At 76.3% G+C, this 26,061-nt stretch carries 16 protein-coding genes and 1 tRNA gene; 2 read left to right on the forward strand and 15 right to left on the reverse strand.

The window, feature by feature from the left end; genetic code table 11:
• Positions 1 to 324: 324 nt before the first annotated feature.
• The 15 genes from U5M74_RS12915 to U5M74_RS12985 all read right to left on the reverse strand — a co-directional run bounded on the left by U5M74_RS12915 (position 325) and on the right by U5M74_RS12985 (position 21,797).
• Positions 325 to 1,719 carry a tyrosine-type recombinase/integrase gene (locus U5M74_RS12915; protein ID WP_410909352.1) on the reverse strand — a complete coding sequence of 465 codons (1,395 nt, stop codon included), beginning with the start codon at positions 1,717 to 1,719 and terminating at the stop codon, positions 325 to 327.
• Positions 1,716 to 2,012, reverse strand: a complete 297-nt coding sequence (locus tag U5M74_RS12920; protein ID WP_410909353.1) for a helix-turn-helix transcriptional regulator — start codon at positions 2,010 to 2,012, stop codon at positions 1,716 to 1,718. The genes U5M74_RS12915 and U5M74_RS12920 overlap by 4 nt, the downstream gene beginning before the upstream one ends.
• Before the next feature lie 193 nt (positions 2,013 to 2,205).
• Positions 2,206 to 2,278: transfer RNA gene (locus tag U5M74_RS12925), tRNA-Thr, on the reverse strand.
• Between the two features lie 135 nt (positions 2,279 to 2,413).
• Positions 2,414 to 3,961, reverse strand: a complete 1,548-nt coding sequence (locus U5M74_RS12930; protein WP_410909354.1) for an alpha/beta hydrolase — start codon at positions 3,959 to 3,961, stop codon at positions 2,414 to 2,416.
• 145 nt (positions 3,962 to 4,106) lie between these two features.
• On the reverse strand, positions 4,107 to 4,709 hold the full coding sequence (locus U5M74_RS12935) for a hypothetical protein (protein ID WP_410909355.1): 603 nt from the start codon (positions 4,707 to 4,709) through the stop codon (positions 4,107 to 4,109).
• An 80-nt stretch (positions 4,710 to 4,789) separates the two neighbouring features.
• Positions 4,790 to 5,941 carry a DNA polymerase III subunit delta' gene (locus U5M74_RS12940; protein WP_410909356.1) on the reverse strand — a complete coding sequence of 384 codons (1,152 nt, stop codon included), beginning with the start codon at positions 5,939 to 5,941 and terminating at the stop codon, positions 4,790 to 4,792.
• Positions 5,938 to 6,687, reverse strand: coding sequence for a dTMP kinase (gene tmk, locus U5M74_RS12945; protein ID WP_410909357.1), 750 nt, complete (start codon positions 6,685 to 6,687; stop codon positions 5,938 to 5,940). Before tmk ends, U5M74_RS12940 begins: the two co-directional genes overlap by 4 nt.
• Before the next feature lie 40 nt (positions 6,688 to 6,727).
• The gene (locus U5M74_RS12950) at positions 6,728 to 7,798 is read right to left on the reverse strand and encodes a Gfo/Idh/MocA family protein (protein WP_410909358.1); all 1,071 of its coding nucleotides are present in this window, start codon (positions 7,796 to 7,798) and stop codon (positions 6,728 to 6,730) included.
• Between the two features lie 43 nt (positions 7,799 to 7,841).
• Positions 7,842 to 10,646, reverse strand: coding sequence for a type I DNA topoisomerase (gene topA / locus U5M74_RS12955; RefSeq protein ID WP_410909359.1), 2,805 nt, complete (start codon positions 10,644 to 10,646; stop codon positions 7,842 to 7,844).
• Between the two features lie 194 nt (positions 10,647 to 10,840).
• Positions 10,841 to 11,770, reverse strand: coding sequence for a phosphatase PAP2 family protein (locus U5M74_RS12960; RefSeq protein ID WP_410909360.1), 930 nt, complete (start codon positions 11,768 to 11,770; stop codon positions 10,841 to 10,843).
• A gap of 67 nt (positions 11,771 to 11,837) precedes the next feature.
• A complete protein-coding gene (locus tag U5M74_RS12965; RefSeq protein ID WP_410909361.1) occupies positions 11,838 to 13,505 on the reverse strand; it encodes a methyltransferase in 1,668 nt (555 codons plus the stop codon).
• A gap of 65 nt (positions 13,506 to 13,570) precedes the next feature.
• Positions 13,571 to 14,161 carry a hypothetical protein gene (locus U5M74_RS12970; protein WP_410909362.1) on the reverse strand — a complete coding sequence of 197 codons (591 nt, stop codon included), beginning with the start codon at positions 14,159 to 14,161 and terminating at the stop codon, positions 13,571 to 13,573.
• Positions 14,162 to 14,217: 56 nt separating this feature from the next.
• Positions 14,218 to 15,726 (reverse strand): hypothetical protein, encoded by a 1,509-nt coding sequence (locus U5M74_RS12975; protein WP_410909363.1) that lies wholly within the window; start codon positions 15,724 to 15,726, stop codon positions 14,218 to 14,220.
• Between the two features lie 147 nt (positions 15,727 to 15,873).
• The gene (locus U5M74_RS12980; protein WP_410909364.1) at positions 15,874 to 19,365 is read right to left on the reverse strand and encodes an SNF2-related protein; all 3,492 of its coding nucleotides are present in this window, start codon (positions 19,363 to 19,365) and stop codon (positions 15,874 to 15,876) included.
• 143 nt (positions 19,366 to 19,508) lie between these two features.
• Positions 19,509 to 21,797 carry a sodium-translocating pyrophosphatase gene (locus tag U5M74_RS12985; RefSeq protein ID WP_410909365.1) on the reverse strand — a complete coding sequence of 763 codons (2,289 nt, stop codon included), beginning with the start codon at positions 21,795 to 21,797 and terminating at the stop codon, positions 19,509 to 19,511.
• 235 nt (positions 21,798 to 22,032) lie between these two features.
• Between U5M74_RS12985 and U5M74_RS12990 the strand changes: the two genes are divergently transcribed.
• Positions 22,033 to 23,364, forward strand: a complete 1,332-nt coding sequence (locus tag U5M74_RS12990; protein WP_410909366.1) for a M18 family aminopeptidase — start codon at positions 22,033 to 22,035, stop codon at positions 23,362 to 23,364.
• 112 nt (positions 23,365 to 23,476) lie between these two features.
• Positions 23,477 to 26,041 carry a DEAD/DEAH box helicase gene (locus U5M74_RS12995; RefSeq protein WP_410909409.1) on the forward strand — a complete coding sequence of 855 codons (2,565 nt, stop codon included), beginning with the start codon at positions 23,477 to 23,479 and terminating at the stop codon, positions 26,039 to 26,041.
• The last annotated feature ends 20 nt before the right edge of the window (positions 26,042 to 26,061 follow it).

Below are 26,061 nucleotides of genomic sequence, written 5' to 3' on the forward strand. Positions count from 1 at the left end.
TCTGGTGGGGCCCCGATCGGCGAGGGGCTACGCAGTCGCTCCGGGCCCCGTCACCCTCGTCCGGAGCCTGCCTGGCATCGCTCCTGCAGCTCTCGTCGACCGTCGCGCTGGTTGCTTCATGCTGGCGCCGGCGCCTCGGCGTCGTCGCTCGCCGAGGGTCTAGGTCGCGAGATCGACGCGTCTGTCGAAGCGTCAGAATCGGTGCGCGCCGAACGTCCTGGGTTCCGCCCCGCGGGCGGAACCGGAGTCCGCCGCGCAGGAGGACCGCACCACGCCGCAGCGGGCTCGGCCCGGTGCGGACAGAGGCGCTTCTGCGAGGAAGCGTCAGAACACTCCGTCGAACGTCGGCTGGATCCACCCAGTCCGCGGCGCACGCTTGTCCCGGGGCTCGCCCTCCGTAGGCAGCGCGGCGACGAGGCCGTCCAGCGCCGAGGTGACGTCGGGCGCGGAGCGCAGGCGCTCGACGTAGTGCTTCGTCGTCACCAGCGAGGCGTGGTGGCCGAGCACCGCAGCGGCCTCCACCCCGTGCTCGCGTGACCGCGCAATCGCGGTAGCGACCGTGGACCGGAGCAGGTGCGGGTGGAACGACTCTGGGTCGATGCCGGCGGCGCGCAACGACGCCCGCAGCGCGGAGCGGTAGTTGTTGGGGCTGGTGAAGCCGCCGCTGCCCGTGGGGAACACAGGCGCCTCTGGATCCCACCTGGCGGGACGCCAGCGGCGCAGCTCGTCGGCCGCGAACCGCGGCAGCACGATCACCCGCTCTCCGGTGCGCGACTTGGGCTGCGGCTGACGGATCAGGCCACCACCGACCTGGACCCACTCGCCGGCCGCGTCCCGCACGAAGCGGCCCTTCGCCCGAGGGTTCGGCGACCACCGCACCTGGACCTCTCTGCCCGCCTCGTCGTACGCCGGCTCGCCGCGCGCGACCTTCTGCCACCGGGCCTTGATCTGGACGAGCGTCGCTTCCACCTCGACCGTCGGGACGTCGTCGTCGAGGTGGACGTTGCGCCACAGCAGCGCCAGCGCCTCGCCGATCCGCATGCCGGTCCCGAGCATCAGGTCGACGCCGACCGGCAGGCTTCCGGTCGGCCGTTTGCCGATCCGCTCGCCGTCGTTGGCGCGCCAGGTGCGCACCGCCTCGCGCACGGCGGCGATTTCCTCGATCGTCAGCGCCTTCGGGTCCGGCACGGGCTTGCGCACCGTGCTCGTGCGGGCGGCCGGGTTGCCGCGCACGAGGTCGAGCCGCTCCGCCCGGCCCAGGATCTGGACCAGCAGCCCGCGGACCTTCTCCGCCTTGTTCCGCTGGCCCGTGGCCACGATCGCGCCGATCTCCTCCTCGAGCCGGCGCACGGTCAGCTCCCCCAGCTCGAGGCCGCCGAGCCGCGGGACGATCTCGCGGCGGATCAGCCGCAGATACCCCTCGAGTGTCTGCGGGCGCAGCCGCCCGTCGGCGGCCTCGTGGTCGTACCAGTCACGCGCCGCCCGGCTCACGGTGACCCCGCGCACGGTCTGCTCGTGGCCGACCTCGCGCAGCAGCCCGGCGATCTTCTCCCGCAGCGCCGCCCGGGCGGCCCGCTCCGAGGCTCCGGTCGCGGACACGGCCCGCACGCGGCCGTCCAGCCCGCGCAGCCGGGTCCGCGCCCGCCACCCGTTGCCGTGCGGCGCGACGCTGATCTCCCCCTGGCTGCCGAGCGGGTGCCGCGGGCGCCCGGCGGTCACCCCAGGTCCTCCCACTCGCTCTCCGGGTCGTAGGCGGAGCCCGCCCGCGCCGACCTGTGATCGCTCTCGTGTGCAGGTCGCTCTGGCGCACCGCGGGTGTCGCGGGACTCCAACCACGCCGCGACGTCGGAGGCCTTGAACCGCACGTGCCGGCCGACCTTGTAGCCCCTGGGCCCGTCCCCGTGCTTCGACCAGGTGCGGATCGTGTCCTTGGGAACCTGCAGGAAGGCCGCGAGGTCGTCCAGGGTCCACAGCCGCTCGACGACGCCGTCGCTGATGATGTGCTCATCCATGCCCGCCAGGTGCGCCGCGTGCACCACACCCTGCGGGCAACGGGGCATCGGCGGTCGCCCATACGCGCAGGTGGCGACCAATAAGTGGGGCATTTGTGGGGCATCCACAAGACAAATCGCCCTTCTCGACGCCCGCACCCGAGATGCACGAAGCCCCTGACCTGCGTCTCCGCTGGTCAGGGGCTTCTGTCGGAGCCGCCTGTGGGAATCGAACCCACGACCTATTCATTACGAGTGAATCGCTCTGCCGACTGAGCTAAGGCGGCGTGCTCGACCGTCTCCGTGCGGATCGGCGAGCGGGGACTACCGTACCCGACGCCGGGTCCCCGTTCCAAAACGCCCGGCGGCGGGGGCGGCCGCACCGCCGTCGCCGCACGTCAGGCCCCGCTTCCGCGGGGACGTCAGCAGGTCAGCCCGTCTTCCGGCGCCGTGCCGTCCACGAGGAACCCGTCCACCGCGTCGACGATGCAGGAGTTGGACCGCCCGTAGGCCGTGTGGCCCTCGCCGTCGTAGGTCACCAGGGTGCCGGAGTCCAGCGTGCCCGCCAGCTTCTCGGCCCACTCGTACGGCGTGGCCGGGTCCTGCGTGGTGCCGATGACGACGATGGGCGGGGCGCCCTCCGCGGACAGGTCGAACTCCTGGTCCACCACCGGGGCCGGCCAGTCGTGGCAGGTGAGCCCGCTGTAGGAGAAGAACCGGCCCACGGTCGGGGCGACCTCCTCGATCTGCTCCGCCTCGGCCTGCATCTGCGCGACGTCCTCCGTGCCGCGCGAGTCCAGGCAGCTCACGGCGCGGAACGCCTCGGAGGAGTTCGTGGCGTAGCTGCCGTCGGTGTTGCGGTCGTTGTAGAAGTCGGCCAGGTACAGGAACGCGTCGCCCGTGCCCTGCGTGGTGACCTCCTCGAGGGCCTGGGTCAGCACCGGCCAGCTGCGCTCGTCGTACAGCGTCACGGCCACGCCGTAGAACGCGAGGCTCTGGGTGACGCGCCGGCCGCTCGAGGTCGGGTACGGCGAGTCGTAGGCGTGGTCGAGGATGTCGCGCACCTGCTTCATTCCGGCGTCGACGTCGCCCGTCAGCGGGCAGCCCGAGCCGGCCTGGCAGTCGGCCACGTAGTTGCGCAGCGCTCGCTCGAACCCGGCCGCCTGGCCCTCGGACATCTCGTCGGAGCCGAGCGTGACGTCGATGGCGCCGTCCAGCACCATCGCGCCCACGCGGTCCGGGAACAGCCCGGCGTAGGTGGCGCCGAGCTGCGTGCCGTAGGAGAAGCCGAGGTAGTTGAGCTTCTCGTCGCCCACCACGGCGCGCAGCATGTCCATGTCCCGCGCGGCCGACTGCGTGTCCACGTGGCCGAGCAGGTCGCCGGTGTTCTCCGCGCACGCCGCGCCCCAGGCGGCGTACTCGTCCGCCATCGCGGCCAGGCCGGCCTCGGTGGTGTCGAAGTCCTTGGCCAGCGACTCGTCCTTGCGCTCGTCGTCGAAGCAGCGCACCGCCGTCGACTGCCCCACGCCGCGCGGGTCGAAGCCGACCACGTCGTACGCGCCGCGCACCTTCTTGCCCATGCCCTCCCACGCGCTGGTGACGTAGTCGACGCCGGAGCCGCCCGGCCCGCCGGGGTTGACCAGCAGCGAGCCCTGGCGCTCGCCCGTGGCGGTGTGCCGCTTGAGCGCCAGCTCGATCGGGTCGGAGTCGGCGTCCTGCCACGACGTCGGCGCGGACGCCGTCGCGCACTCGAAGCCGCCGCCGCAGTCGCTCCACTCCAGCGACTGGGAGTAGTACGCCTCGAAGCCCTCCGGCGCGCCCTGGGCCGTCGTGCCGCCGGCGGTCGCGTCGTCGAGCGGCGTCTGCGAACGGCTCGGTGCCGAGCAGCCCGCCATCAGCAGGACGGTCGCCAGGAGCGCGGAGACGACGGAGGCAAGCGTGTGCCGAGGAGAGGTGGAGGGGGACTTCACCCGCACAACCTATCGGGCGCTCCGCGCCGATCCCGCGACCACGTGTGGACGGGTTGTGCAGACCCGGCAGGACGCCCGGGCGGGTCGGGCAGGTCGGGCGGTCGGCCCCGCCGGTCGACCCCGTCGGCCGGTCCCGTCGGCCGGCTCAGTCCGCCGGCACCCACGCGGCCGGGCCGGTCGCGCCGGCGGCGGGCCGCGGCGACACCTCGACGACGCCGTGGTCGCCCAGCGTGACGGCGAGCGGCGTCCCGGCGTCGGCGCCGACGGGGACGGCCACGACGCTCGTGGTGGCGGCCCAGTCGGCGGTGCACATCCGGTCGCCGGACGGCGGCACCAGCGTCACCGTCACGCCCGCGGCGTCGCCGGGGGCCTCGGGCTCGGCGAGCACCGGGCAGGAGCTCGAGCCGTACGTGACGACGTAGAGCAGTCCCGTCACGGGCGACCACGCTGCGCCGGCCGGCGAGCTCAGCGGGGCGGCCGTCGGACCGACGCCGTCCGGCAGGCCGCGCCCGGCTGAGCCCGGCGCCAGCTCCATCGCGGTGGCGTCCGGCCGGCGATCGTCGGTCCCGTCCGACGGCGCCGCGGGCGGAGCCGCCGAGGGCAGCGAGGGGTCCGGGGAGCCGGCGGTTGGCGCCTCGTCGCTCGGGCCGCCGGCACCGCTCGGCGAGGCGCAGGCCGCGAGGGCCACGACGACGAGGGCCGAGCCGGCCAGGGCGAACGCCCGGACCGTGGTGCGGGACCTGCGCATGGTGACCTCCTGTGCCGGTACGACGCACCCTAGGGCCGGCGCCCGGCCCCGGGCGAGACCCCGCACGCCGCCGGGCGGGATCAGCCCTGCGGCCGCAGCGCGATCGCCATCGCCTCGAGCGCGAGCAGCGGCGACACGTTGCCCTCGAGGCGCTCGCGCGCCGTGCCGATCGCGTCCATGCGGCGGATGGTCTGCTCCGGCGTGGAGTCCGCCGCCAGGGTGCGCACCAGGCCCGCCTCCGCGGCGTTGACCAGCTCGACGTCGGCGCCGAGCTGCACCACCAGCACGTCCCGGTAGAGCGACAGCAGGTCCACCATGGCCCGGTCCAGCACGTCGCGCTGGCGGCGGGTGGCGCGGCGCTTCTGGTCGTCCTCGAGCTGCTTGAGCTGCGAGCGCAGCCGCGGCGGCAGCGTCTCGCCCTCCCCGACGCCGAGCGCGCGCATCAGCTCGGCCCGCTCCTGGGCGTCCCGCTCCTCCGTGGCGGCCTTGGCCTCCGCCTTGGCGACCTCGACCAGCTCGTTCGCGGCCAGGACGGCGTCGCCCACGCCACGGATGCGGCGGGCCACGTCGAGCACCCGGGCGCGCCGCTCGCGGGCGCCGGGGTCGCGGGCCAGACGCCGGGCCAGGCCGACGTGGCTCTGCGCGGCCCGCGCCGCGGCGAGCGCCGTCGCCGGGTCCACGCCGTCGCGCCGCACCACCAGGTCGGCCACCGCCTGCGGCGGCGGCACGCGCAGCACCACGCCGCGGCAGCGCGAGCGGATGGTGGGCAGCACGTCCTGGACGCTCGGGGCGCACAGCACCCACACGGTGTGCGCCGGCGGCTCCTCGATAGCCTTGAGCAGCACGTTCGTGGTGCGCTCGGCCATCCGGTCGGCGTCCTCGACCACGATGACGCGGCGGCGCCCGAGCGACGGCGTGCGGGCGGCGGTGCCGATGAGGTCGCGCACCTCGTCGATGGCGATGACCACCTTGTCCGTGGCCACGACGGTGACGTCCGGGTGGGTGCCCGCCATCGTCGTCGTGCACTGGTGACAGCGGCCGCAGCCGCCGGTCTCGCCGTCGGAGCCCGTGCACTGCAGGGACGCCGCGAACGCCCGCGCCGCGACCGAGCGGCCGGACCCGGGCGGGCCGGTGATCAGCCAGGCGTGCGTCATCGCCGCCGGGTCGGTGGCGGCACGGCGCAGCACGGCCACGGCCTGCTCCTGGCCGACGACGTCGTCCCAGACGCTCATCGCGCGTCGCCCGCCACGGCGTCGCCCGCCACGCCCTCGGGCTCGTCGAGGTCCTCCGCCGGCTCGCCGACGGTGCCGGGCGGCAGCTCGGGGGCGGCCACGGCCGCGGCCTCCTCGACCACCGGCGTGAGGTCGAGGCGGGCGGCGACGTCGACGCGGATCTGCGCCTGGACGTCCTCCAGCGGCGCCGCCGCGTCGATCACGACCCAGCGGGCCGGCTCGGCGGCGGCGCGGCGCAGGAACGTCTCGCGGGCGCGGCGGTGGAAGCCCTGCCCAGCCCGCTCCAGCCGGTCCGGCGCGCCGGACAGCCGGGCGGCGGAGACCTCGGGGTCGACGTCGAGCAGGATCGTCACGTCGGGCAGCAGGCCGTGCGTGGCCCACAGCGACAGGCTCTCGACGTCCTCCTCGGACAGCTCCCGGCCGCCCGCCTGGTAGGCCACCGAGGAGTCGAGGTAGCGGTCGGTGATGACGACGGCGCCACGGGCGAGCGCGGGGCGCACCAGGGTGGCGACGTGGTGGGCGCGGTCGGCCGCGTACAGCAGCGCCTCGGCCCGCGCGTCGACGTGGTCGCCGTGCAGCACGAGCCGGCGCAGCTCGGCGCCGAGCGGCGTGCCGCCCGGCTCGCGGGTGAGCACGACCTCGCGCCCGGTGACCTCCCCCAGCCACTGCCCGAGGAGGCGCGCCTGCGTCGTCTTGCCGCTGCCGTCGCCGCCCTCGAACGAGACGAAATACCCGGGGAAAGTCACGACGAAACCCTAACCGCGGACGCCCACACCCGGGCCGCGCTCACTCCCCCGGGTACACCACGCCCAGCTGGCGGCGGGCCTCGTCGAGCAGCTCCATGAGCTCGAGGGTGTCCGACCACGGGTGCCGCGGGCTCTGGGTGGCGCCGGCGGCGAGCAGGCGGGCCACCTCGGCCGCCTCGTACGCCTTGCCCTCGCCCTGCGGGCTCGTGTAGGTCGAGGTGCTGCCGTCGGCCCGCTCGACGCGGAAGTCGACCGGGGCGTGGAAGCCGCGCGGGATGTCGATCCGCCCCTCGGTGCCGAGGATCGTCGCCGCGACCGGGCCGGCCACGCGGGTGGAGGTGTGCAGCAGCGCCTGGCGGCCGCCGGCCCACTCCAGCACCAGCGCGACGTGGTCGTCCGTGCCGGTCTCGGCGAGGGTGCCGCGGGCGGTCAGCACGTCGGGCACGCCGAACAGGTCGTGGGCGAGCTGCAGCGGGTAGATGCCCAGGTCCAGCAGCGCACCGCCGGCCAGCTCGGGCGCGTACAGCCGGTGCTCCGGGTCGAACGGCTTGAGGATGGCGAAGTCGGCGATCACGGTGCGCACCTCGCCGATCTCGCCGCGCGCGATCACCCCGCGCAGCGCCGCGACGTGCGGCAGGAACCGCGTCCACAGCGCCTCCATGCAGAACACCCCGGCCTCGCGGGCGGCGTCGAGCAGGGTGCGCGACTCCGCGGCCGAGCGGGTCAGCGGCTTCTCCACCAGCACGTGCTTGCCGGCGCGGACCGCCAGCAGGGCGTGCTCGAGGTGGTGGGAGTGCGGCGTGGCGACGTAGACGACCTCGACGTCGGGGTCGGCCACCAGCTCCTCGTACGAGCCGTGCGCGCGGGCCGCCGGGGCGTGCGCGTCGGCGAACGCCTGCGCCTTGACGGCGTCGCGCGAGCCGACGGCCACGACCGTGCCCTGCGTGCGCAGGCGGACGCCGTCGGAGAAGGACGCCGCGATGTTCCCCGCGCCCAGCACGCCCCAGCGCACGGGCGGGGCGGCCATGAGGTCGGGCACGGTGCCGCCGAGGTCGGCGGCGGTCAGGCGCGGGGCGTAGGCGGACGGGTCGACGACGTCGGCGATGGTCATGCCCGCAACCTACGCCACGGCCCGCCGCGCCGGCAGGAGCGTCCTACTTCGCCGCCGTGCCGCGCTTCTTCGCCGTCGTGCTCTTCGTCGCGGTCTTCGCGCGCGACGACGTCGAGCGGGTGGTGCGCTTCTTGGCGGGGCCGGCCGCGCGCTTCTCGGCCAGCAGCTCGACCGCGCGCTCCGGCGTGATCGACTCGGGCGTCACGTCGCGCGGGAGCGTCCGGTTGGTCTCGCCGTCGGTGACGTACGGGCCGAACCGGCCGTCCTTGACCACGATCGGCTTGCCGCTGGTCGGGTCGTCGCCCAGCTCGCGCAGCGGCGCGGTGGCCGCCCGGGCGCCGCGGCCGCGCTTCGGCTCGGCGTAGATCTTCAGCGCCTCGTCCAGCGTGATCGTCAGGAGCTGGTCCTCCGACGCGATCGTCCGCGAGTCCGTGCCCTTCTTGAGGTACGGGCCGTAGCGGCCGTTCTGCGCGGTGATCTCCTCGCCCGACTCCGGGTCGGTGCCCACGACGCGCGGCAGGGACAGCAGCCGCAGCGCGTCGTCGAGCGTGACCGTCTCGAGCGTCATCGTCTTGAACAGCGAGCCGGTGCGCGGCTTGGGCAGCGCGGCGAGCGCCTTCTTGCGCTGGGCGGCGCTGAGGCCCGGGTCGAGCTCCGGCTCGGGCAGCAGCTCGGTGACGTACGGGCCGTACCGGCCGGCCTTGGCCACGATCGTGTGCCCCGTCTCGGGGTCGGTGCCGAGGGTGCGGCCCTCCTCGCCGCCGGCGACGAGGAGCTCGCGGGCCTTGGCCACGGTGAGCTCGTCGGGCGCGAGGTCCTCGGGGATGGAGGCGCGCGGCGGGTTCTGCCCCTCTTCCACCTCGGCGCCGAGGTCCTCGACGTACGGGCCGTAGCGGCCGACGCGCACGCGGATGCCCTCGCCGATCTCCACGGAGTTGACCGCCGCGGCGTCGATGTCGCCGAGGTTGGCCACGATGTCGCGCAGGCCCCAGCCGCCCTGGTCGCCGGAGCCGTCGCCCCAGTAGAACCGGGTCAGCCACGCGGCCCGCTCACGCTGGCCGGCGGCGATCTCGTCGAGGTCCTCCTCCATCTCGGCGGTGAACCGGTAGTCCACCAGCCAGTGGAAGTGCTCCTCGAGCAGCCGCGTGACGGCGAACGCCAGCCACGTCGGCACCAGGGCCTGGCCGCGGGTGCGCACGTAGCCGCGGTCCTGGACGGTCGAGATCGTCGCGGCGTACGTCGAGGGCCGGCCGATGCCGAGCTCCTCGAGCGCCTTGACCAGCGACGCCTCGGTGTAGCGGGCCGGCGGGCTGGTGGTGTGCCCGTCGGCGACGAGGTCCTCGCCCGCCAGCGCGTCGCCCTCGGCCATGCGCGGCAGGCGCGCGTCGCGCTCGTTGGGCGCGGCGTCGTCCTCGGCCGCGTCCGTGCCCTCCTCGTAGGCCGCGAGGAACCCGCGGAAGGTGATGACGGTGCCCGAGGCGGAGAAGACGGCGTCCTTGCCCGCGTGCTCGCCCGCCGCGGCGGCGAGCGGCGCGGCCAGGCGCACCGACGCCGTCGAGCCCTTGGCGTCGGCCATCTGCGAGGCGACCGTGCGCTTCCAGATCAGCTCGTACAACCGGAACTGGTCGCCGCTCAGCTCGCGCGCCACCTGCGCCGGGGTGCGGAAGGAGTCGCCGGCGGGGCGGATGGCCTCGTGCGCCTCCTGGGCGCCCTTGTTCTTGGAGGCGTACACGCGCGGCGAGCCCGGCACGTACTCGGCGCCGTACAGCTCGGCGGCCTGCCGGCGCGCGGCGTCGGTGGCCTCCACCGACAGCGACGGCGAGTCCGTGCGCATGTAGGTGATGTAGCCGTTCTCGTACAGCGACTGCGCGGTGCGCATCGTCTGGCGGGCGTTCATCCGCAGCTTGCGGCCCGCCTCCTGCTGCAGCGTGGAGGTGGTGAACGGCGCGGCGGGCTTGCGGGAGTACGGCTTGGTCTCGAGCGAGCGCACGGCGAAGCCGCCACCTGCAAGCGACTCGCCCGCGTCGGCGAGGCCCGCGACGACGGCGCGCGCCGTGGCCTCGTCCAGGTGCACGACGCCGCCGTCGGCGCGCCCGGAGCGGGTCCGCAGCCGGCCGGCGTCGTCGAAGTCGCGGCCGGAGGCGACACGGTCGGCGCCGAGCGCGGTGAGCCGGGCGCGGAAGGCCTGCCCGGCGTCGGGCCCGCCCGTGGGCGCGAACTGCCCCGTGACGTCCCAGTAGTCGACGGCGACGAACGCCATGCGCTCGCGCTCGCGCTCGACGACCAGGCGCGTCGCGACGGACTGCACGCGGCCGGCCGACAGGCCCTGGCGCACCTTGCGCCACAGCACCGGGGAGACCTCGTAGCCGTAGAGGCGGTCGAGGATGCGCCGCGTCTCCTGGGCGTCGACGAGGTGGTCGTCCAGCTCGCGCGTGTTCTCCAGCGCCCGCAGGATCGCCTCGCGGGTGATCTCGTGGAACACCATCCGCTTGACGGGGACCTTGGGCTTGAGCTCCTGGATCAGGTGCCAGGCGATGGCCTCGCCCTCGCGGTCCTCGTCGGTGGCGAGGAAGAGCTCGTCGGCCTCCTTGAGGGCCTTCTTCAGCTCGCGGACCTTGGCCTTCTTGTCCGCGTACACCTCGTAGTAGGGGTCGAACCCGTTGTCGACGTCGACGGCGAACTTGCCGTAGGGGCCCTTCTTCATGTCCGCCGGGAGCTCCGACGGCTGCGGGAGGTCACGGATGTGGCCGACGCTGGCCTCGACCTCGAAGTCGTCCCCGAGGTAGCCGGCGATCTTGCGAGCCTTGGTCGGCGACTCGACGATCACGAGCTTGCGTGGCTGGGGCATCCGTTCCTGCTTTCCGACGGGAATCGAGCGGCGCTGCGAGAAGGGGGCGGGGGGCGGTCCCGCCGGGCGACCGGTCCTCGACACGGTACGCCACGAGCGCTCGGGAGACTGTATCGCCCTCGGCGGCGGCCGTCAGGGGCCCGTGCGGAGGGCGGACGGCGGCGCGGCGACGACGGGCGGCGCCGGCGCGGCGGCTACCGCGCCGGCCGCGCCGAGGCCTGCCGCAGGAGCAGCAGCACGCCGAAGACCAGGGCCGTCACCCCGAGCACGCCGCACGCGCCGCCGGCGTACGCGGTGACGTCGCCCTCGAACGGCACCTTCGACGACCCGCTCGCCAGGCCGCCGAGCACCACCGCGGCCACCGCCCCGGCCGCGGCGCCGCCGAGGAGCATCAGGCCCGCCACGACCTTCGACCCGGGCGTCGACATCCGGTCGTCGGGCGAGCGCGGCCGGTCGAGCGACGAGGCGGGCGTCAGCGCGCACACCGCCGCACCCCACACGAGCACCACGAGCAGCGCGGCCACGACCTCCGAGGGGCGGTGCCACTGGCCGACCATCGTCGACAGGCCGGTGGCCGCGGCCCACGCCGCCCCCGCGACGGCGACCAGCGGGCGCCACCCGCGCGGCGCGGCGAGCAGCAGGGCCGCGGCGATCGAGGCGGCCACGGTGGTGTGGCCGCTGGGCAGGGCGTTGGGGCCGTCCCAGCCGGGCAGCAGGTCCGGCCGGTCGTACACCCAGCGCTTGAGCACCTGCGTGGTGACGTTCGCCCCGACGATCAGCGCGGCCACCTGGAGCGCCAGCACCCAGCGGCGCCGGACCAGCGCGAGCAGCACCGCCACGCCGATGCCGGCGAGCACGAAGGTGTTCGACACGACGTCGAGCACCGGCTCCGCCAGCACCCACAGCGTGCCCTGGCCGTGCTCCGCGCCGTCGAACGCCATGCCGTCGACCCGCTGGCCGCGGGCCGTGGCCACGAACACCTGCCACGTGAGGTGCACCCCGAGGGCGGCGACCAGCGCCACCACGACCGCCACCCACCCGGGCGCCCGGCGGGGAGCCAGGCGGGCCTCCGGGCGCGGGGCGGGCGGCGTGGGCCGCGGCTGCGGCCGGGTGGTGTCGAGCATGCGGCAACGGTATCCGGCACGTGTGTCCGCCGCGTGATCGACCCGGGCGGACCCGTCGAGGGAGCGCTCAGGCCGGGCGCAGGAACCCGTCGCGCACCAGGCCGCGCACGGCGGGCAGCAGCTCGGCGGACAGGGCGGCGGCGTCGACGTCGAACAGCGCCGCGATCGCCCCGGCGATCTGCCCGACGGCGAGCTCGCCGTCGCACGCCCCGACCAGCGCCGCCAGCCCCGTGGACGCGTGCACGGCCCGGCCCAGCCCGTCGCCCTGGCGCAGCAGCACCACGTTGGGGTCACCGGCGCCGGGCGTGAGGTAGCGCTCCTCGGTGACGTCCGGCGCGACGACGAGCCGCTGGGCGGCGAGCGCGGCGTCGTCGCGGGCGGCGAGCCACTCGTGCGCGGCGAGCGACGCGGCCAGGTGCGCCCCCAGCGGCTGGCGCACCGAGCCGGTGTGCTCCTCCAGGCGGCGCAGGCGCTCGCGCCCGGCGTCGAGCGGCCTGCGCAGCGTGACGATGCCGAAGCCGACCGCCTCGACGTCCCGGGAGGCGAAGTCGTCGAGCCAGGCCCCGTACGCCGCGGCCCAGCCGGCCGGGTCGCGGTCCGGCGTGGTGCCGCCGTCGCGGATCCAGGTCTCGGCGTACTCGGCCGGGTCCAGCAGCTCGCGCTGGATCACCCAGCCGTCCAGGCCCGAGGCGTCGAGCCACTCCCCCACCCGGTCGGTCCACCGCTCGCCGCGCCGGTGCTCCCAGTTGCCCAGCAGCTGCGCGGTGCCGCCGGGCGCCAGCACGGAGCCGACGGAGGTGACGAGGTCGCGCACCAGGTCGTCGCCCGAGCGCCCGCCGTCACGGTACTCGAACGCGCCGAGGGCCTCCTCGACGGCGCGCCCGGCGGCCCCGGCGTGCGGCGTGATGACGAACGGCGGGTTGCTCACCACGAGGTCGAACGCCTCGCCGGCGACCGGCTCCAGCATCGAACCCAGGCGCAGTTCGAGCGCGTCGCCCAGCCCGGGGGCGTCGAGCAGCGCGTTGAAGCGGGCGAAGTCCAGGGCGCGGGCCGAGACGTCGGTGCCGACCACGCGGCGCGCGTGCCGGGCGGCGTGCAGGGCTTGGATGCCGCAGCCCGTGCCGAGGTCGAGCACCCGGCCGACGGGCTCGCGCACGGTGACCTGGGCGAGCGTCAGCGACGCCCCGCCGGCGCCGAGCACGTGGTCGTTGGCGATGGCGCCGCCGCGCGCCAGCTCGCCGAGGTCCGAGGCCAGCCACCACTCGACCGCGCCCGAGGCGTCCTCGGCCGCGTAGGGCCGCAGGTCGACGGCGGCGCGCACGGCGTCGTCGTCGCCGTGCCCGGCCGCCACCACGACGCCCGCACGCACCAGGCCCGCGGTGCGCACCTGCGGCAGCGCGGCGTCGAGCGCCGCGCGCGGCACCTCCCCGCCGAGCAGGAACAGGCGGCTGAGCGTGGCCCGCGGGTCCCACGACGACGGCGCGCGGCCCGCGACCGCGGCGGCGACGGCGCGCCGGGCGGGCACGGCCTGCTCGCGGTGCAGCGCCCCGGCGGCGAGCTCGCCGAGCAGGTCGCCCACCCCGTCGACCGTGAACCCGGCGGCGGCCAGGTCGGTGCGCAGCGCGTCCGCGGCGGCCGCGTCCAGGACGGGGGCGGGCGCGTGCTCGGGCAGGGGCACGGTGGGCACGGTGGGCACGGCGGCGTGATCGGCGGGTCGGTCAGCGGGGGCGGGCATGCCCCCATGATCCCCGACGTCGGCCACGCCGCCGGTCCCCACCGACGCCGGGCGCGGGCGCCCGGTCAGCCCTGGCAGCCGCCGGAGATGTAGGCGGTGATGTCCTTGCTCGCGGCCGTCGCCGTGGTGGTGTCGTCGGCGTCGACGGCCTCCTCGACCGCCTGCGAGACCGCGGCGGCGTCGTCGGCCTCGACCTCCTGCAGCGCCCCGTCGACCGTGTCGAGGTAGCCGGTCATGTCGCCCCACGCGTCGGCCACGGCCGCCGGCGGCTCCACCGACGCCATCGCCTTGGCCGCCGTGCGGAAGCTGTGCACGAGCGCGCGCGGGTGCTGCGGGCTGAGGTCCACCAGCGCCTTGTTCGTCTCGTTCCACGCCGCCTGCAGGTCGGCGCAGGCGGCCTCGCCCTCCGCCGGGGAGGCGGTGGGGGACGCCGTCGGCGACGCCGACGCCGCGGCGCTCGCCTCGTCCTGCGGCTCCGCGCCGCCGTCGGACTCCGGCATCACGGCGTCGGACGGCACGGACACGGCGGACGCCGCGCCCGACGGCTCGTCGTCGGCGGCACCGGTGCACGCGCCCAGCGCGGAGGCCCCCAGCAGCAGCGCCGCCGTGACGGCGGCGCGGCGGAGCCTGCGGTGACCAGGTTCGGGGGCGCGCATTGCTCCATGGTGAACCACGCCGGGCCGCCGGGAGAAATCGCGCCGGCTCGCGCGGGTCACCAGCGCGTGGACCCGTCGCCGCGCTGCGCCGCCACCTGCTGCGCCGCCGCGGTGAGCGTGACGTCGAAGCCCTCGCGCCGCATGCGCGTGTCCACGTACAGCAGCCCCGTGACGCCGGACATGAACACGACCTGCACGAGCGAGGCGACGAGGGACGACAGCGCCGTGACCGCGACGAGGCCCGCCGTGGGCAGGTCGCCGCCGCTCATCGCCGAGAAGCCGAGGAGCGCGCCGCCCACGCCACCGAGGAGGCCGGAGACGATCTGGCCGACGAAGCCGACGAGGACGTTGGCCAGCAGCGTGATGCCGAGCAGCCGCCAGAACACGCCGTGGGTCAGCCGCCACGCGCGGCGCACGGTCGCCCACAGCCGCTGCCCCTCGAGCACCAGGGCCGCCGGGACCAGCAGGAGGCGGATCCAGAGCCACACGCCGACCACGACCATGACCCCGAGGAGGGCGATGACGACGAGCGCCGCGAGCCAGCCGCTCGCCTCGCCCGCGAGGACGGCGAGGAGGATCGTCACGACGACCGCGACGGCCAGCAGCAGCGAGGCCCCGACGCCCTGCAGCAGCGCCCAGCCGACGAGCACCCACAGCCGCGGCCGCACGCGGCTCCACACGGCCGCGACGGACAGCTTGTCGCCCAGCACCGAGCGGGACACCGACACCGTGAGGATGCCGTAGAGCACCGGCGTGACCAGGGCGAGGACGATGCCCATGCCGCCGGCGACGCCGTACGCCTGCGCGAACATCGAGTCGAGGCCGAGGGCGTCGAGCTCCGCCTGGTCCGCGGCCGGCAGGTCGGAGGTCAGCCCGCCCAGCATCCCGGCGAAGGCGGGCACGACCAGCTGGGCGAGCAGCGCGCCGACGACCGTGGCGACGGTCAGCACCAGCGCCGACAGGCCGAGCATGACGCGCGGGTTGTGGCGCAGCGCGCCGAAGGAACCGTCGAAGACCTCGCCGAGCGTCAGCGGGCGCAGCGGCACGATGCCCGGGCGGTCGGTGGCGGTCCAGGCCTGCGGGCCCTGGCCCGGCCGGCCCCCGCCGTAGGTCCCGTAGGCCTGCTGCCCGTACGGGCCGGGCTGCGCGGCGCCGTAGCCAGGGGCGCCGTAGCCGGGCGCGCCGTGGCCGGGCGCTCCGGGCGAGGCCTGCCCGGACTCCCACCCGGTGGGGGACGACGGCGGCGCGTACTGGCCGTAGGCCGGCGGGGACGACGGCGGCGCGTACTGGCCGTAGGCCGGCGGGGACGACGGCGGCGCGTACTGGCCGTAGGCCGGCGGCGGCGCGTCCTGCGGGGCGGAGCCCTGCGGGGCCGGGCTCGGCGCGGCGGGGCCCTGCGGCGCGGCGGGGCCCTGCGGCGCGGCGGGGCCCTGCGGCGCGGCGGGGCCCTGCGGCGCGGCGGGGCCCTGCGGCGCGGCGAAGGGCGCCGGCTCCTGGTCGGGCGCCGCACCCGCGCCCTGCGCCGAGGGCTCGTGGGGCTGTCCGGGCGAGTCGGGTGTGGACATGGTTCCTCCGCGCGACGACGTCGTGGCGGGCCGTCCCGGCCCGCGACCGCAGTGTTTCACGTGGCACCAGCGCTGGTCACAGCCCCGCGCGGGCGCGCCGCACGCTCGGCGGCGGACGTCCCCGGCCGCCCCGTGGCGCGCCGCGCGTCAGGCGTCGAGCAGCAGCGCCCGCACGTCGTCGGCGCCGAGCGCGCCGGCGAAGGAGGCGTTGCCGTCGTCGAGCACCGCCCCGACCAGCCGCGCCTTCTTCTGCTGCAGCGCCATGACCTTCTCCTCGATGGTGCCGTCGGCCACCAGCCGCACCACCATGACCGGCCGCTCCTGCCCGATGCGGTGCGTGCGGTCGACGGCCTGCGCCTCGGCGGCGGGGTTCCACCAGGGGTCGAGGAGGAAGACGTAGTCCGCCTCGGTGAGGTTGAGCCCGAACCCGCCGGCCTTGAGGCTGATGAGGAACAGCGGGGCCGAGCCCTCCTTGAACGCCCGCACGACGTCGGCGCGGCGGCGGGTGGCGCCGTCGAGGTAGGCGAAGTCGATCCCGGCGTCGCGGCAGCGGTCGGCCACCTTGCCGAGATAGCTGGTGAACTGGCTGAACACGAGGGCCCGGTGCCCCTCGGCGAGCACCTCCTCGAGCTGCTCGAACAGCGCGTCGAGCTTGCTCGACGGCACGTCGGCGTCCTTCTCCGGCTCCACCAGCGACGCGTCCAGCGCCATGCGCCGCAGCAGCGTCAGGGAGCGGAACACCGCGAACCGCTGGTTCTCGAAGTCGTCCAGCAGCCCCAGCAGGTGGCGGCGCTCGCGGTGCAGGAACGTGTCGTAGGCCCGGCGGTGGCGCGGCGCGAGCTCGACCCGCAGCACCTGCTCCTGGCGGGCCGGCAGCTCGGGCGCCACCTGCTCCTTGGTGCGCCGCAGCAGCAGCGGCCGCACGCGGCGGCGCAGCCGGTCCAGCCGCGCGGTGTCGCCGGCCTCGACCGGCTTGACGTAGTCGTCGCGGAACCGCCCCAGCGACGGGAACAGCCCGGGCGCCACCACGCTGAGCAGCGCCCACAGCTCGGTGAGGTCGTTCTCCAGCGGCGTGCCGGTGATCGCCAGCCGGAACGGCGCGCGCAGCGTGCGGGCGCACTCGTGCACGCGGGTGCGGGCGTTCTTGACCGCCTGCGCCTCGTCGAGCACCAGGCCGGACCACTCCAGCGCGGACAGGTCGTCGAACGCCAGGCGCAGCAGCGCGTAGGTGGTGACGACGACGTCGGCGCCCGCGGCGATCTCCGCCGGCGCGCGGCCGAGCCGCGCGGGGGTGGCGTCCATCGTCACCACGCGCAGGCCGGGCGCGAACCGGGCGGCCTCGTCCACCCAGTTGCCCAGCACGGACGCGGGGGCCACCACGAGGAACGGCGGCGCGCCCGGCGCCTGCTCGCGGGCGTGCGCGAGCAGCGCCAGGGTCTCCAGCGTCTTGCCCAGTCCCATGTCGTCGGCCAGGATCCCGCCGAGCCGGTGGTGGTGCAGGAAGGCCAGCCACTCGAACGCCTGCCGCTGGTAGGGGCGCAGCTCGGCGTGCAGGCCCGCCGGCAGCCCGGCGGCGGGGGCGGCCGTCGCGTCGCCGTCGAGCGCGTCCCGCAGGGCGAGCAGGGCGCCGGCGGACTCCTCCCACACCGGGTCGACGACGACGGTGTCGGCGGCGTCGGCCATGTCGGCCCACCAGCCCGCCTGGAACCGGCTGACGCGCGGCGGGTGCGGCCCGGTCGGCGCGCGCCCCTCGAGCCGGGCGGACTCCTCGACGAGCTCGCGCAGGGTCGCGAAGGCCGGCTGGTCGAGCCGCACGTACGTGCCGTCCTCGAGCACCAGGTGGCTCAGGCCGCGGGCCAGCGCCGTGAACAGCGCGACGAACGGCACGTGCCGGCCCTCCACGGCGACCTGGATGCCGAGGTCGAACCAGTCGGGGTCGTCGCTGCGGCCGAGCGTCGCGGTGATCTCCGGCGCGGCGGTCGACTCGCGGTACTCGGGCAGCGCGTCGGCCCCGCGGACCTCGACGTCGTCGAGGGCGGCGAGCGCCGGCAGGCCGCGGGTGGCGAGGTGCAGGGCGCCGATGCCGGACACCTCCTGGCCCACCTGCGGCGCCAGGCCCGCCAGGCCGGGCAGCCCGTGCAGGGCGCCGGCGGCGACGCGGCGCACGCGGCGCTCGGCCGGGATGTCGCGGGCGGCCGTCGCGGCGGCGTCGGCCAGGTCGATCTCGAGCGGGTGGCGCGCCTGCACCGCGCCCTGTGCGCGGTACTCCCAGTGCCAGTGCAGCGCGACGCGGTCGAGCCGGGGCGCGGACACCTCGAGCACGAGCACCGGCCGGGCCTCCTCGGGCACGACGACGCTGCCGTCGCTGCTGCCCACCACGGTCCGGCGGCGCAGGGCGGGCAGGTGCTCGGCGACCAGCTCGTCGACGGCGTCGGCCGGCACGTGCACGGGGCCGCTGCCCAGCAGGGCGGTCGTCGCCGCGTCGAGCGTCGCGGGCGCCAGCAGCAGGCGGCGCCGGCCGCCGCCGTCGTGCACCGCGAACAGCCCGCGGGCGGCGACGGGTGCGGCGTGCTCGGCGGGCACGACGACGTCAGCGGCGGCCGGGTCCGCGGACCCGTCGGCCGCGCCGTCCCCGACCGCGCCGTCCCCGGCCGCGCCGTCCCCGGCCGCGCCGTCATCGACCGCGCCCTTCCCGACCCCGGCGAACGCGACCCCGGCGAACGCGACGTACGGCTGGAGCACAGCGCCTCCGGCGGCGTCGCGCCGCACGTCGAGACCCACGGTGGCGGCGTCGCAGAGCACCACCTCGTCGGCGTCGCTCTCGCCCACCAGCGCGACGCCCCGGTCGCGCGCCTCGGCGAGCAGCGTCCAGAACGCGGCGCCGGTGAAGTCCTCGGCGTACCGCCACGTGCGCGTGCCGCCCGAGCCGAACGGGCGCCGGTCGGTGCGGTGCGCGCGCCCCAGCTCGGCGAACCACTCCCGCTGCCCGGCGGCGTACCGGCCGCCGCCCGCGGAGTGCTGCAGCCCCACCCAGTCCACCTCGGTGCCGCCCGCCCAGCGGCCCGACGAGCCGCGGCGCACCGGGCGCAGGGCGAGCCCGGGCAGGTCGCCGTCGCCGTCCAGCGCGGCGTCGACCCGGAAGCGCAGCCCGAGCGGCGTGGGCGGGGCCGGCTCGCCGGCGCCGGGTGCGAAGACCTCGAGGGGCGCCGCGCCGAGGGCGGGGCGCCGCGTGCCGCGCACCGTCCACGCCTCCACGGCGCGCCGCCAGTCTCCGGGCCCGGCGCCGCGGTCGTCGGCGGCGAGGCCGGCCCGCGCCAGACGGACCGCCGTCACCGCGAGCGCCACCGCGTGCTTGCAGTCGCGGCGCACGGGGCAGGTGCAGGTGAGCGTCGTCGCCTCGGTCCGGTCCGCCTCGAGCGCGAGGCCGACGCGCGCCTCGTAGGGGCGCAGCCCGGAGCCGCGCACGGCGGCGGCGAGCTCGTCGGCGCCCGAGTCCCAGCGCACGGGGCCCACCGTGCCGCGGGCGGCGTAGTCCTCGCCGCGCTCGAACACGGCCGCGCCGACCGCCGCGCGCAGGGCGCGCAGGTCGAGGCCGGCGCAGGGCGCGAGGTCGGCGACCGAGACAGGGCGGACGGGCACGGGCCGATGCTGCCACGGGCCCCCGACGACGCACAGCCCGGCCGCCGACCACCGACGCCTCGGTGCGCCGGTGCGCCGGGCGGGGCGTCCCGGGCGGGGCGTCCCGGGCGGGGCGTCCCGGGCGGGGCGTCCCGGGCGGGGCGTCAGCCCAGGCCGGCCTGGACGGCGCGCGGCTCGGGCTCCCGGTCGGCGCGGGCGGCGCGCATCCGCGAGAGCGCGACGGCGCCGAGCGCGATCCCGGCGGCCACCAGGGCGATCGCGACCCGCAGCGCGGTGTTGGCGTCGGCCGGCACGCTGAGCACCACCACGGCGGGCGCGATGAGCACCGAGACGAGGTTCATCACCTTGATGAGCGGGTTGATCGCCGGGCCGGCCGTGTCCTTGAACGGGTCGCCGACGGTGTCGCCGATGACCGTGGCGGCGTGCGCCTCCGAGCCCTTGCCGCCGTGGGCGCCGTCCTCGACGATCTTCTTCGCGTTGTCCCAGGCGCCGCCGGAGTTGGCCAGGAAGATGGCCATGAGCACGCCGGCGCCGATGGCCCCGGCGAGGAACCCGGCGAGCGGCCCGACGCCCAGGCCGAAGCCCACCGCGATCGGCGCGAACGCCGCGAGCAGGCCGGGCGTGGCCAGCTCGCGCAGGGAGTCGCGGGTGCAGATGTCGACGACGCGGCCGTACTCGGGGCGCTCCTCGAACGTCATGATCCCGGGGTGCTCGCGGAACTGGCGGCGCACCTCCAGCACGATCGCGCCGGCGGCGCGGGTCACGGCGTCGACGGCCAGGCCGGAGAACAGGAACACCGTCGCGGCGCCGAGGATGACGCCCACGAGGGTGATAGGCGAGGTGATCTGGTAGTCGAGCATCGCGGCGACCAGGCCGGTGCCCGGGTCGGTCACGTCCGCCAGCGCGGCGGAGACGGCGTCGGCGTACGAGCCGAACAGCGCCGTGGCGGCCAGCACCGCGGTGGCGATGGCGATGCCCTTGGTGATCGCCTTGGTGGTGTTGCCGACGGCGTCGAGGTCGGTCAGCGTCTGCGCGCCCACCTCGTCGACGTCCCCCGACATCTCGGCGATGCCCTGCGCGTTGTCGCTGACCGGGCCGAACGTGTCCATCGCGACGATGACGCCCACCGTGGTCAGCAGGCCGCACCCGGCCAGCGCCACCAGGAACAGCGACAGCCACACCGAGCCGCCGGCCAGCAGGAACACCCCGCAGATCGCCGCGGCGATGATGCCGGCGGTCCAGACGGCGGACTGGAAGCCGACGCCGATGCCGGACAGCACCACGGTGGCCGCGCCGGTGCGGCTGGTGGCGGCCACGTGCAGCGTCGGCCTCGACGTCGTGCCGGTGAAGTACCCGGTGATCCACAGGATGATGCCGGCCAGCACGACGCCGATGACGACCGCCAGGCTGGCGACCACCCGCGGGTCGGCGGTGACGTCGCCGAGGTCGGCGGTGCCGCCGAGCCCGGCGAACGAGCCGGGCAGGTAGGCGAACGCGGCGACGGCGGCCAGCGCCGCCCCGGCCACGGCCGAGACGTAGAAGCCGCGGTTGATCGCCGCCAGGCCGCTCTCGTTGCCGCGCACCCGGGTGACGAGCACGCCGAGCAGCGCGACGAACGCGCCGATCGCCGTGACGATCAGCGGGAACACCAGGCCCTGCTCCCCCATCGCGGCCTTGCCGAGGATGAGGGCCGCCACCAGGGTCACGGCGTAGGACTCGAAGAGGTCGGCGGCCATGCCGGCGCAGTCGCCGACGTTGTCGCCCACGTTGTCGGCGATGGTGGCGGCGTTGCGCGGGTCGTCCTCGGGGATGCCCTGCTCCACCTTGCCCACCAGGTCCGCGCCGACGTCGGCCGCCTTGGTGAAGATGCCGCCGCCGACGCGCATGAACATCGCCAGCAGCGCGGCGCCGAAGCCGAAACCCTCCAGCACCGCCGGCGCGTCCTCGCGGTAGCCGAGCACGACGAGCGCCGCGCCGAGCAGGCCCAGGCCCACCACCGACATGCCGACCACGCCGCCGGTGCGGAACGCGATCCGGGCGCCGACGGCGCGTCCGCCCGGCTGCGTGGCCGCCGCGGCGACGCGCACGTTGGCGCGCACGGCCAGCCACATGCCGAGGTAGCCGATCGCCGCGGAGAACGCCGCCCCGAACAGGAACGCCACGCTGCGCCCCACCCGGACGCCGCCGTCGCCCGGCAGCAGGAACAGCAGCGCGAACACGACGATCGCGAACCAGCCCAGCGTGCGGAACTGCCGGTTGAGATAGGCCGCCGCACCCTCCTGGACCGCCCGGGCGATGTCCCGCATCCGCTCGGTGCCCTCGCCGGCCGCGAGGACCTGCCGTCGCAGGACGAGCGCGCAGCCGAGGGCCGCGAGGCCTATGAGCGCGATGACCGCGACGATGATGATGCTGGTGGTCCCGAGAGTGAGCATCCGTCCTCCTCGACGAGCTGCCTGGGCCTCGTGGTGCCTTGCGCTGCGCTCGGGCCCCGGTGCTGGAGCCCGCCCCCCTCAAGAAGAGGTTCCCGCCGGCACCGTTGACGGCGGGATGCGCGAGTCTAACCACATGTGACGGGCGTCACGAAAGGTACGACCAGTCGCGTGTCCCGGCGGCGTCGGCCGAGGCCCCGGGCCCGGGCGCGTCGGGGCTGCGTGGAAGACTGCAGCCATGCCTGCCACCCCCGTGCCCGCTCGCCCCGTGCCCGGCGAGGCCCGCGCCCACGCCGAGGACCTGGGCGCCTTCGTCACCGCCTCGCCGTCGTCGTTCCACGCCGCCGCGGAGGTCGCCCGCCGCGTCGAGGCCGCGGGCTTCGCCCGGCTGGACGAGGCCGCCGCCTGGGAGGTCGCGCCGGGTGGCCGGTACGTCGTCGTGCGGGACGGCTCGGCGGTCGCGTTCGCGGTGCCGACGTCGGCGGGCGCGACGACGCCGTTCACGATCGTGGGCGCGCACACCGACTCCCCCGGCTTCAAGCTCAAGCCGCACCCCACCACGGGCGGGGCCGGGTTCGCGCAGGCCGGCGTCGAGGTCTACGGCGGCCCGCTGCTCAGCTCGTGGCTGGACCGCGAGCTGGAGCTCGCCGGCCGGGTCGTCACCGCCGACGGCGCCGAGCACCTGGTGCGCACCGGGCCGTTCCTGCGCATCCCACAGCTGGCGATCCACCTGGACCGGTCCGTCAACGACGGGCTCACCCTCGACAAGCAGCGGCACACCCAGCCGGTGTGGGGCCTGTCCGCCGGGCTCGGCGACGGCGCGGACCTGCTCGCCGCGCTCGCCGCGACGGCCGGGGGCGCGGGCGTGGACCGCGACCAGGTGCTGGGCTACGACGTCGTCGTCGCCGACACCCAGGCGCCGCGCGCGTTCGGGGCCGACCAGGCGCTGTGGGCGTCCGGCCGGCTGGACAACCTGCTCTCGACGCACGCCGCGACCACCGCGCTGCTGGACCTGGCCGCCGAGGGCGCGCCCGCGGCCGGCCCGATCGCGATGGTCGCCGCGTTCGACCACGAGGAGATCGGCTCGGCGTCCCGCTCCGGCGCCGCCGGCCCGTTCCTCGAGGACGTGCTGCTGCGCGTCTCCGCCGCGCTCGGCGCCTCCGCCGAGGAGCGGGCGCGGGCCTTCGCCGCGTCGTTCCACATCAGCTCCGACGTCGGCCACGGCGTGCACCCGAACTACCCCGAGCGGCACGACCCGGCCGTCCGGCCGGTGGTCGGCGGCGGGCCGATCCTCAAGATCAACGCCAACCAGCGCTACTCCACCGACGCCCACGGCGCGGCCCGCTGGCAGGCGGCCTGCGCGGCGGCCGGGGTGCCGTCCCAGGAGTTCGTCTCCAACAACTCGATCCCCTGCGGCTCGACGATCGGCCCCATCACGACCACGCGGCTCGGCATCCGCACGGTCGACGTGGGCGCGCCGATCCTGTCGATGCACTCCGCGCGGGAGATGACCGCCGTGGTGGACCCCTGGTACCTGAGCCGGGCGATGGCGCAGGTGCTGCGCGGCTGAGTGGCGCCGCCCCGGGTGGGAGGATGGCGGGGTGCCGCAGCGTCCCTCCTCGTCGCCCGCTCCCGGGTCGACCGACGCCGGGCTGCACGACGCCGCGCACCCGCTGCTCGACGTGCTGGTCGCCGGCGGTGCCCGCGCGGACCGCCTCACCCACGTGCGCACCCTGCCCGGGCGGGCGGGGCGCACCGCGGACTGGCCCGGCTGGGCCGACCCCGCGCTGGTCGACGGCTACCGCGCGCTCGGCGTCGAGCGGCCGTGGGTGCACCAGGTCCAGGCGGCCGACGCCGCGTGGGCAGCGCGGGACGTCGCCCTGGCGACGTCGACCGGCTCGGGCAAGTCGCTCGCGTTCTGGCTCCCGGCGCTGACCGCCGTCGGGCGCGAGCTGCCCCCGCAGCGCCGCGGGTCCGTGCTCTACCTGTCCCCCACCAAGGCGCTGGCCGCCGACCAGCTCGCGGGCCTGCAGCGGGTGGTCGCCGCGACGCGCGAGGCCGCCGGGCCGGGCGGCGGCGACCTGCGGGTGGCGACCTGCGACGGCGACACGCCGTCCGAGGAGCGCCGCTGGGTCACCGAGCACGCCGACGTCGTCCTCACCAACCCCGACTTCCTGCACTTCTCGATGCTGCCGGGCCACCGGCGCTGGGCGCGGTTCCTGCGCGGGCTGCGGTACGTCGTCGTCGACGAGGGGCACACCTACCGGGGGGTGTTCGGCGCCCACGTGGCGCTCGTGCTGCGGCGGCTCGCCCGGCTCGCGGCGCACTACCGGCCCAGGGCCGCGGACGCAGGGGGCGCCGGCGGCTCGGCGCGCGACCGGGACGGCGCCGACGGCGCCACCGGCACCGTGGGCGCGCCCGGGCCGCTGACCTTCGTCGTCGCGAGCGCGACGACGGCCGACCCCGCCGCGAGCACGGCCCGGCTGCTCGGCGTCGCGCCGGACGACGTCGTCGCCGTCGACCAGGACGCCTCGCCCGCCGGGCGGCGCACCGTGGCGCTGTGGCAGCCCCCGGAGCTCGACTCGTTCGCGTTCGAGCGGACCTCGGCGTCCGGCGACGGCCCCGCGATGGACGACGACCCCTGGGCGCTGCCGGACCCGCTGGACCCGGCGCACGTCGAGACCGACGGCCCCACCGTGGTCACCGCGGAGGGTGCGGCGGAGCACCCGCGCCGCTCCGCCACCGCGGAGGCCGCCGACCTGCTCGCCGACCTCGCCGCGCACGGGGCCCGGACGCTCGCCTTCACGCGCTCGCGCCGCGGCGCGGAGTCGGTGGCGCAGCAGGCGCGCGACCACCTGCGCCCGGTGTCCACCGAGCTGAGCCACCGCGTCGCCGCGTACCGCGGCGGGTACCTGCCCGAGGAGCGCCGGGCGCTGGAGGACGCCGTGCGCACCGGCGCGCTGCTCGGCCTGGCCACCACGAACGCGCTCGAGCTGGGCGTGGACATCTCCGGGCTGGACGCCGTGCTCATCGCCGGCTGGCCCGGCACGCGGATGTCGCTGTGGCAGCAGGCCGGCCGCGCCGGGCGCGCCGGCGCCGACGGGGTCGCCGTGTTCGTCGCCCGCGAGGACCCGCTGGACACGTACCTGGTGACGCACCCGGAGGCGGTGTTCGACGCCCCGCTCGAGGCCACGGTGTTCGACCCGACCAACCCGTACGTGCTGGCCCCGCAGCTGTGCGCCGCGGCGCAGGAGATCCCGCTGCGCGGCGACGACCTGACGGACTTCGGCGACCCGGCGAAGGTGCGCGAGGTGCTCGACGTGCTGGTGGCGCGCGGACTGCTGCGCCGGCGGCCCTCCGGGTGGTACTGGACGCACGCGCAGCCGGCGGCCGGCCTGGCCGACCTGCGCGGCAGCGGCGGCCAGCCGGTGCGGGTGGTCGAGGCGACCACGGGCCGCCTGCTCGGCACGGTGGACGCCGGCAGCGCCGACGGGCAGGTGCACGACGGCGCCGTGTACGTGCACCAGGGCGTCACGTTCGTCGTCGACCGCCTGGACCTCACCGACCGGGTGGCGCTCGTGGTTCGCCGCGACGTCGACCACGGCACCTGGTCGCGGGAGGTCATGGAGATCGCGATCGAGGAGCCCGCCGAGGCGCCCGAGGGCTCGCGCGAGGTGGTCGAGCGTTCGTGGGGGCCGATCACCTGGGGCCTGGGGCCGGTCGAGGTGACCAGCCAGGTCGTCAGCTTCGAGCGGCGCCGCCTGCCCGACATGCAGGTCCTGGGCACCGAGGCGCTCGACCTGCCCAGCCGCACGCTCGCGACGACCGCGGTGTGGTGGTCCGTGCCCGACGACGTCCTCGAGGCCGCGGGCCTGACGCCCGACGTGGTGCCGGGCGCGCTGCACGCGGCCGAGCACGCCTCGATCGGCCTGCTGCCGCTGCTGGCCACCTGCGACCGCTGGGACCTGGGCGGGGTGTCGACCGCGCTGCACGCCGACACCGGCCAGGCCACCGTGTTCGTCTACGACGCCTACCCGGGCGGCGCGGGCTTCGCCGAGCGCGGCTACGAGCTGGGCGCCACGTGGCTGCGTGCCACGCGCGACGCCATCGTGGCCTGCCCGTGCGACCACGGGTGCCCCGCGTGCGTCCAGTCGCCGAAGTGCGGCAGCTACAACTCCCCCCTGGACAAGGCGGCGGCGGTGACGTTGTTGGACGTGGTGCTGAGCCACGCGCCGCAGGCTGCGTAGCATCGCGGGGTGACGACCGA

The sequence above is a fragment of the Puerhibacterium sp. TATVAM-FAB25 genome (assembly GCF_046535855.1).
GTDB lineage: Bacteria > Actinomycetota > Actinomycetes > Actinomycetales > Cellulomonadaceae > Puerhibacterium > Puerhibacterium variabilis_A.

Coding starts and splice junctions, on each gene's coding strand:
- U5M74_RS12920 (WP_410909353.1), bottom strand. CDS start 2,012: ATGGATGAGCACATCATCAGCGACGGCGTCGTCGAGCGGCTGTGGACC.
- U5M74_RS12935 (WP_410909355.1), bottom strand. CDS start 4,709: ATGCGCAGGTCCCGCACCACGGTCCGGGCGTTCGCCCTGGCCGGCTCG.
- U5M74_RS12940 (WP_410909356.1), bottom strand. CDS start 5,941: ATGAGCGTCTGGGACGACGTCGTCGGCCAGGAGCAGGCCGTGGCCGTG.
- U5M74_RS12950 (WP_410909358.1), bottom strand. CDS start 7,798: ATGACCATCGCCGACGTCGTCGACCCGTCCGCCTACGCCCCGCGCCTG.
- topA (WP_410909359.1), bottom strand. CDS start 10,646: ATGCCCCAGCCACGCAAGCTCGTGATCGTCGAGTCGCCGACCAAGGCT.
- U5M74_RS12960 (WP_410909360.1), bottom strand. CDS start 11,770: ATGCTCGACACCACCCGGCCGCAGCCGCGGCCCACGCCGCCCGCCCCG.
- U5M74_RS12965 (WP_410909361.1), bottom strand. CDS start 13,505: ATGCCCGCCCCCGCTGACCGACCCGCCGATCACGCCGCCGTGCCCACC.
- U5M74_RS12970 (WP_410909362.1), bottom strand. CDS start 14,161: ATGCGCGCCCCCGAACCTGGTCACCGCAGGCTCCGCCGCGCCGCCGTC.
- U5M74_RS12975 (WP_410909363.1), bottom strand. CDS start 15,726: ATGTCCACACCCGACTCGCCCGGACAGCCCCACGAGCCCTCGGCGCAG.
- U5M74_RS12985 (WP_410909365.1), bottom strand. CDS start 21,797: ATGCTCACTCTCGGGACCACCAGCATCATCATCGTCGCGGTCATCGCG.
- U5M74_RS12990 (WP_410909366.1), top strand. CDS start 22,033: ATGCCTGCCACCCCCGTGCCCGCTCGCCCCGTGCCCGGCGAGGCCCGC.